Below are 1,801 nucleotides of genomic sequence, written 5' to 3' on the forward strand. Positions count from 1 at the left end.
CAGATGGCTGCGAAAGAAGTTAAGTTCAACAGCGACGCGCGTGACCGGATGCTGAAGGGCGTGAACATCCTTGCGGATGCGGTCAAGGTGACGCTGGGCCCGAAGGGGCGCAACGTGGTGATCGACAAGTCCTTCGGCGCGCCGCGCATCACCAAGGACGGCGTTTCGGTCGCCAAGGAGATCGAGCTTTCCGACAAGTTCGAGAACATGGGCGCGCAGATGGTGCGCGAAGTGGCCTCGCGCACCAATGACGAGGCCGGCGACGGCACCACCACCGCCACCGTTCTGGCCCAGGCCATCGTGCGCGAGGGCCTCAAGGCCGTGGCCGCCGGCATGAACCCGATGGATCTCAAGCGCGGCATCGACATGGCCACCGCCAAGGTCGTGGAAGCCATCAAATCCGCCGCCCGCCCGGTCAACGACAGCTCGGAAGTGGCGCAGGTCGGCACCATCTCGGCCAATGGCGAGGCCTTCATCGGCCAGCAGATCGCCGAGGCGATGCAGCGCGTCGGCAACGAGGGCGTGATCACCGTCGAAGAGAACAAGGGCATGGAGACCGAGGTCGAGGTCGTCGAGGGGATGCAGTTCGACCGCGGCTATCTCTCGCCCTATTTCGTCACCAACGCCGACAAGATGATCGCCGAGCTGGAGGATGCCTATATCCTGCTGCACGAGAAGAAGCTGTCGTCGCTGCAGCCGATGGTGCCGCTGCTCGAGGCCGTGATCCAGTCGCAAAAGCCGCTCCTGATCGTGGCCGAGGACGTCGAGGGCGAGGCCCTGGCGACGCTGGTCGTGAACAAGCTGCGCGGCGGGCTCAAGATCGCCGCGGTGAAGGCGCCGGGCTTCGGCGACCGCCGCAAGGCCATGCTGCAGGACATCGCCATCCTGACCGGCGGCCAGGTGATCTCGGAAGACCTGGGCATGAAGCTGGAGAATGTCACCATCGACATGCTGGGCCGGGCCAAGAAGATCTCGATCAACAAGGACAACACCACCATCGTCGACGGCGCCGGCGAGAAGGCCGAGATCGAGGCGCGCGTCGCCCAGATCCGCCAGCAGATCGAGGAGACCACCTCGGACTACGACCGCGAGAAGCTGCAGGAGCGCGTGGCCAAGCTGGCCGGCGGCGTGGCGGTGATCCGCGTCGGCGGCATGACCGAGATCGAGGTCAAGGAGCGCAAGGACCGCGTGGACGACGCGCTGAACGCGACCCGCGCCGCGGTGCAGGAAGGCATCGTGGTCGGCGGCGGCGTGGCGCTGGTGCAGGGGGCCAAGGCGCTGGAAGGGCTGGCCGGTGCGAACTCGGACCAGGAAGCCGGCATCGCCATCATCCGCCGTGCGCTGGAGGCGCCGATGCGCCAGATCGCCGAGAACGCCGGCGTGGACGGCGCGGTGGTTGCCGGCAAGGTGCGCGAATCCTCGGACAAGGCCTTCGGCTTCAACGCGCAGACCGAGGAATATGGCGACATGTTCAAGTTCGGCGTGATCGACCCGGCCAAGGTGGTGCGCACCGCGCTGGAGGATGCGGCCTCGGTCGCCGGCCTGCTGATCACCACCGAGGCGATGATCGCCGAGAAGCCCGAGCCCAAGGCCCCCGCCGGCGGCATGCCCGACATGGGCGGCATGGGCGGCATGATGTAAGCTGCCCGAAGCGGCGAAAGACCGGGCCGCCCCGCAGGGGGCGGCCTTTTTCGCGGGCGGACCGCGCCAGAACAAGGGCCTTGCCGCGCACCGGGGCCGCTCTGGGCCGCACCGGGCCGCACCGGGCCGCACCGGGGCCGCACCGGGCCGGGCTGGGGCC

The 1,801-nt window shown here is 68.1% G+C and carries 1 protein-coding gene; it reads left to right on the forward strand.

From position 1 onward, the window contains the following. The first annotated feature begins 3 nt into the window (after window positions 1-3). Window positions 4-1,641: a chaperonin GroEL gene (gene groL, locus FE811_RS26690; RefSeq protein ID WP_036761420.1), complete on the forward strand. Its 1,638-nt coding sequence runs from the start codon at window positions 4-6 to the stop codon at window positions 1,639-1,641. Window positions 1,642-1,801: the final 160 nt, after the last annotated feature.

It is taken from the genome of Paracoccus sp. FO-3, assembly GCF_006386455.1.
Lineage (GTDB): Bacteria > Pseudomonadota > Alphaproteobacteria > Rhodobacterales > Rhodobacteraceae > Paracoccus > Paracoccus versutus.